General features: G+C 63.7%; 7 protein-coding genes and 1 pseudogene. All 8 read left to right on the forward strand.

Features of this window, described 5'->3' with window-relative positions; genetic code table 11:
- Positions 1-247, forward strand: a 247-nt coding sequence (locus GPS82_RS13140) for a glycoside hydrolase family 30 beta sandwich domain-containing protein (RefSeq protein ID WP_296495458.1), incomplete at its 5' end; no start/stop codon positions are given.
- A 96-nt stretch (positions 248-343) separates the two neighbouring features.
- A pseudogene (locus GPS82_RS13760) lies at positions 344-496 on the forward strand (hypothetical protein); the annotation flags it as partial.
- Positions 497-563: 67 nt separating this feature from the next.
- A complete protein-coding gene (locus GPS82_RS13145; RefSeq protein ID WP_296495460.1) occupies positions 564-1541 on the forward strand; it encodes an SMP-30/gluconolactonase/LRE family protein in 978 nt (325 codons plus the stop codon).
- A gap of 110 nt (positions 1542-1651) precedes the next feature.
- Complete coding sequence (locus GPS82_RS13150) at positions 1652-1963, forward strand: DUF883 family protein (RefSeq protein WP_296495462.1); 312 nt, start codon at positions 1652-1654, stop codon at positions 1961-1963.
- Between the two features lie 5 nt (positions 1964-1968).
- Complete coding sequence (locus tag GPS82_RS13155; RefSeq protein WP_296495464.1) at positions 1969-2364, forward strand: phage holin family protein; 396 nt, start codon at positions 1969-1971, stop codon at positions 2362-2364.
- Entirely contained in the window at positions 2351-2656 is a 306-nt protein-coding gene (locus GPS82_RS13160) for a YqjK-like family protein (RefSeq protein WP_296495466.1), read from the forward strand. The genes GPS82_RS13155 and GPS82_RS13160 overlap by 14 nt, the downstream gene beginning before the upstream one ends.
- A gap of 192 nt (positions 2657-2848) precedes the next feature.
- On the forward strand, positions 2849-3979 hold the full coding sequence (glcE, locus tag GPS82_RS13165; protein WP_296495468.1) for a glycolate oxidase subunit GlcE: 1131 nt from the start codon (positions 2849-2851) through the stop codon (positions 3977-3979).
- 12 nt (positions 3980-3991) lie between these two features.
- On the forward strand, positions 3992-5221 hold a 1230-nt coding region (glcF, locus tag GPS82_RS13170; RefSeq protein WP_296495470.1), incomplete at its 3' end, for a glycolate oxidase subunit GlcF.

Consider the following 5221-nt stretch of genomic DNA (forward strand, 5'->3'; position numbering starts at 1 on the left):
GACGTTCACGCCGACCTTCTCCTACCTGGGCCATTTCTCGAAGTTCATCCGCCCCGGCGCGCTCCGCGTCAGCGCGGTGAGCAGCCGCACCTACCTGCACACCACTGCGTTCTTGAATCCCGACGGCCGCCTGGCGATCGTGGTCCTGAACGACAGCGACAAGCCAGTGCGCTACCTTGTGCAGATCGGGACGGCGGCAGTGGCTCTGACCATTCCCGCACACGCAATCCAGACCCTGGGCGGCTGAGCGGCCGGCAGTTCACGTACCTTTCACGACAACTACCAAAGCGCTACGCCTGTCAGGCGAAATTTGCCTGACAGGACTTGCTGATCACTCAGATCGCTGAATGCACGTAATGCCGAGCTGAAAGACTTTGCCACAGCAGCCACCGATGGCAAAGTGCTGTGGTTCAACCCGACGTTTGTCGAAAAGCAGGATCCACCGCAACCGTGTGGTTTAGTGGCGCATGAACTGCTGCACGCGGCGCTGCAGCATGTTCACCGCAAGCTATATCTGGCAGACGTGGTGGCACCCTTCATAATCTTCACCAGGAGAAAACACCATGATCCCCAACCCCACCTATGCGCCAGAAGCCTGGCAAACCGTCACCCCGCACATTGCCGCCCTGGGCGAGTCGCCGTTCTGGCACCCGCACGAGCAAATGCTGTACTGGGTGGATATTTCGGGCAAGCAGATCCTGCGCGCCAACATTTACATGGGCACGGTGGAGACCTGGGACGTGCCGTCGGAGCCCGGTTGCATCGCCCCGGCGGCCGGCGGCGGGCTGGTGATGGCGCTGCGCGACGGTGTTTATCGCGCGCACACCTGGGGCGGGCCGCTGCAACACGTTGCCACGCTGGACTATGACCCCACCCACATGCGCGCCAACGACGGCAAGTGTGACGCGCTGGGCCGCTTCTGGGTGGGCACCATCGACGAGACCCGGACCCGGCACAATGCGGCCCTGTATTGCGTTGATGCCCGCGACATGGCCAGCAGCGGGGCGCCCCAAGTGCGCTGCATGATCAGCCCGTCTGAATTGCCCGCCACCACCGCCAACGGCCTGGCCTGGAGCCCCGACGGCCACACGCTGTACTGGGCCGACACGCCAAGTCACGCGGTGTGGGCGTGGGACCATGACCAGGCCGCCAACAGCCTGAGCGCACAACGTGAGTTTGCCCGCTTCAAGGCCCGGCCCGAGGGTTGGCTGCCGGATGCGCTGGATGCCAGCAACGGCGGCTACCGGGGTCGCCCGGATGGCGCCGCGGTCGATGTGCAGGGCAACTACTGGGTCGCCATGTTCGAGGGCCGCAGGGTTTGCCAGTTTGCGCCCGATGGCAGCCTGTTGGCCGAATTTGCCGTGCCGCTGCAATGCCCGACCATGCCGTGTTTTGGCGGCGAAGACCTTAAAACCCTGTACCTCACCAGCGCCCGCCACCACCGCAACGCCACCGAACTGGCGGCTTATCCCCTGTCGGGCGGTGTGTTGTCGATGCGGGTTGATGTTGCGGGCCTGCCAGTCAACTTTTTCCGGGGCTGATGGCCATGATATTTCTCATGATTGTTACAACTAAACTTTCAAAGTCGTGCATTCAGCCCCAAGCCGGGCTAAACTAAACTTTCCAGTTTTAACCTTCAAGGAGTTTCACCATGACAGACGCCATTCAACACAGCAAAGACAAACTCATGGACGATCTGCACCAGGGCATTGCCGATGCGGAGGAGTTGCTGAAACTCACCGCCAGCCATGCCGGCGAGGGCGCCGTGCAACTGCGCGAGCGCGTGCGCGACCGCATGAGCCAGGCCAAGGCCGAGCTGATTCACCTGCAGCAGGCCACCGTTGAAAAAGCCAAGGCCGCTGGTCACGCCACCGATGTGTTTGTTCATGAAAATCCCTGGAAATCCATCGGCATCGCAGCCGGTGTGGGTCTGGTGGTCGGGTTGTTGATCAGCCGCCGCTAAAACCGATGGCAGACGCCAACGCCGGGGTGTTTGGCCAGCTGCAGCAATCCCTGGGCTCGGTCATTGAACTGCTGAGGGTGCGACTGGCCCTGCTGGGCACCGAGCTTGGGCTGGAAAAGCAACGCTTTGCCTCTGCTCTTTTATGGGGTGCGATGGCGTTGCTCAGCCTGACCGTGGCTGCCGTGCTGTTCTGCGGCTTTGTCATCTTGCTGCTGTGGGAAGGCTATCGGCTGGCTGCGGTGGGTGTGCTTGCCCTGCTCTTTTTGGCTGGCGGACTGTGGCTGCTCCAGGCTGCAAAGCGCTGCCTGAGCGCAGAGTCCAACCTGTTCAGCGTCAGCCTGGCCGAGCTTGACCGCGACCGCGCCAGTTTCACATCCACAGCGTCACATGACATCCGCTGAACTGCTGCTAAAGCAACAGCGCCTGCTGATTCGCAGCACCGAACTGCGTCTGCAGCTCGGTGCTGACCTGCAGCGCCTGCAGCGCCCTGCGGCCTGGGTCGACCAGGCCAAGGCGGGCCTCAACTGGCTCTACCAAAATCCGCAATGGCCCGCTGGTGTGCTGGCGCTGCTGTTGATTCTCAAGCCCGGGCGGGCACTGGCCTGGGGTGGCAGACTTTTTTGGCTCTGGAAGTCTTTGCCCCGCTTGCGCCGCTGGCGCAATACCGTGATGGGGTATTTGGCGCAGCGCTGACAAACCCAGCCTGCGAGCTCGGCCATCACGCCACGGCATGGCGTGAGACGGTGCAAGGCCAGCAGTGGCGCCACCCTGATTCAACCGGGCACACGCGCACAAGTTTTCGAACACCTCGTGTTCGAAAAATTCAATCTGCAGTTGCGGGCTTGTGCTCTACCATCGGAGCCACCGTTACACCAGTGAACTCCTATGGACACCGCCCTGCAACACCTTATAGAACACATCCAGACCGCTGCGGCACAGCGCACCCCCTTGCGCATTCGGGGGGGTGGCAGCAAAGACTTTTACGGCGAAACGCTGCAAGGCGAGTTGCTCGACACCACGTCGTACCGCGGGATCGTCAGCTACGAACCCAGCGAGCTGGTGGTCACGGTGCGCGCCGGCACCCCGCTGGCCGAGCTTGAAGCCGCACTGGCTGAAAAGGGCCAATGCCTGGCGTTCGAGCCACCCAGATTTGGCGATTTGAGCGGCACCTGCGGCGGCATGGTGGCTGCCGGCCTGAGTGGCCCGGCGCGCGGCAGTGTGGGCGGCGTGCGTGACTACGTGCTGGGTCTGCAACTCATCAATGGCCGCGGCGAACACCTTACTTTTGGCGGCCAGGTCATGAAAAACGTGGCCGGCTATGACCTGTCACGGTTGATGGTGGGTGCCATGGGCACGCTGGGACTTCTGGCCGAGATCTCGCTCAAGGTGTTGCCGGTGGCGCCAGCCGAGGCCACATTGGTGTTTGGGCTGGACCAGGCCAATGCGCTGGCGCAACTGCACCGCTGGGGTGGGCAGCCGCTGCCGCTCAATGCCAGTTGCTGGGTGCGTGACGAGACCGCTGCCGGCGCTCCCGAGCTGCTGTTCGTGCGTTTGCGCGGCGCCGTGGCAGCGGTTGACTCGGCCTGCACCAAGATGCTGTCGGAGCTGCCCGGCAAGCGCATGGACAACGCCCAGGCCGGGCCCGACTGGACCGCCTGCCGCGACCTGAAACTGCCTTTCTTCACCGCACCGGCCGATGCCACCGAGCCCACGGCGCTGTGGCGCCTGAGCGTGCCGCAAACGGCACCGGTGCTCGACCTGCCCTGGCCCCAACTGGTGGAGTGGCATGGCGGCCAGCGCTGGTTATGGGCGCCCGAATCGGCCTTGGCACAACTTCGCCAAGCCGCAGCTGCGGTGGGTGGCTCGGCCAGCATGTTCATCGCGCCCGGCGGCAGCCGCGGCCAAAATCGTTTCAGCCCCTTGACCCCTGCGGTTGAACAGATCCACCGCCGCCTCAAGGCCGAATTTGACCCGACAGGCATCTTCAACCCGGGTCGCATGTACGCGGACATCTAAAGCCAAAAAACCATGCAAACTCAACTCGCACCCCAATACCAGGGCACCGCCGACGGCCAGGCCGCTGAAGCCATTTTGCGCAAATGTGTGCACTGCGGTTTTTGCACCGCCACCTGCCCCACCTACCAGTTGCTGGGCGACGAGCTCGACGGCCCGCGCGGGCGCATCTACCTGATGAAACAAGTGCTCGAGGGCGTCGTGCCAACCCGCAAGACGCAGCAACACCTGGACCGCTGCCTGACCTGCCGCAACTGCGAAACCACCTGCCCCAGCGGCGTGCAATATGGCCATTTGCTCGACATCGGGCGCAAGCTGGTCGACGCCCAGGTGGAGCGTCCGCCCGCCGAGCGCGCACTGCGCTGGGCCTTGAAGGAAGGCTTGCCGTCACCGGTGTTTGCCCCGGCCATGGCCGCGGGCCAACTGGTGCGCTCGCTCTTGCCCAAGGTCTTGCAGAACAAGGTGCCCGAGAAAAAAAGCGCGGGCCACACGCCCACCCGCACGCACAACCGCAAGGTGCTGGTGCTGGCAGGTTGCGTGCAACCCGCCATGAGCCCCAACATCAACAGCGCCACGGCGCGGGTGTTTGACGCCGCCGGCATCCAGTGTGTGGTGGCGCCCAAGGCGGGTTGCTGTGGTGCGGTCAAGTTTCACCTCAACGACCAGGACGGCGGCATGGCGCACATGCGCGCCAACATCGACGCCTGGTGGCCGCACATCGAGGCCGGTGTGGAGGGCATTGTCATCAACGCGTCGGGCTGCGGCGTGATGGTCAAGGACTACGGCCACGTGCTGCATGACGACCCGCATTACGCTGCCAAGGCGCGGCGGGTCAGCGAACTCACCAAGGACGTCAGCGAATGGCTGCCCGAACTCTCCGTCAAGCTCAAGGATCGGGTCACTGGCAGCGCCAGCCGCATTGCCTTTCACCCGCCCTGCACGATGCAGCACGGCATGCAGCTGCGCGGCGGCGTGGAGAAATACATGGGTGAGCTGGGCTTTAATGTCAAGACCACCGGCTGCGAACCCCACCTGTGCTGCGGCTCGGCCGGCACCTACAGCGTGCTGAACCCCGCCATCTCCTACCAGCTGCGTGACCGCAAACTGGGCAACCTGGCCACCACCTTTGGCGCCGACAAGACCGAGCAAATCGTGTCAGCCAACATCGGCTGCATCACCCACCTGCAAAGCGGCACCGACACACCGGTGCGGCACTGGATCGAAGTGCTCGACGCGGCACTTCAA

The organism is Rhodoferax sp. (assembly GCF_011391645.1).
Taxonomy (GTDB): Bacteria; Pseudomonadota; Gammaproteobacteria; order Burkholderiales; family Burkholderiaceae_C; genus Rhodoferax.

What these genes read in the sequence shown, in the direction of transcription:
- glcE (WP_296495468.1), top strand. Translation starts at nt 2,849, where the DNA reads ATGGACACCGCCCTGCAACACCTTATAGAACACATCCAGACCGCTGCG.
- GPS82_RS13145 (WP_296495460.1), top strand. Translation starts at nt 564, where the DNA reads ATGATCCCCAACCCCACCTATGCGCCAGAAGCCTGGCAAACCGTCACC.
- GPS82_RS13155 (WP_296495464.1), top strand. Translation starts at nt 1,969, where the DNA reads ATGGCAGACGCCAACGCCGGGGTGTTTGGCCAGCTGCAGCAATCCCTG.
- GPS82_RS13150 (WP_296495462.1), top strand. Translation starts at nt 1,652, where the DNA reads ATGACAGACGCCATTCAACACAGCAAAGACAAACTCATGGACGATCTG.
- GPS82_RS13160 (WP_296495466.1), top strand. Translation starts at nt 2,351, where the DNA reads ATGACATCCGCTGAACTGCTGCTAAAGCAACAGCGCCTGCTGATTCGC.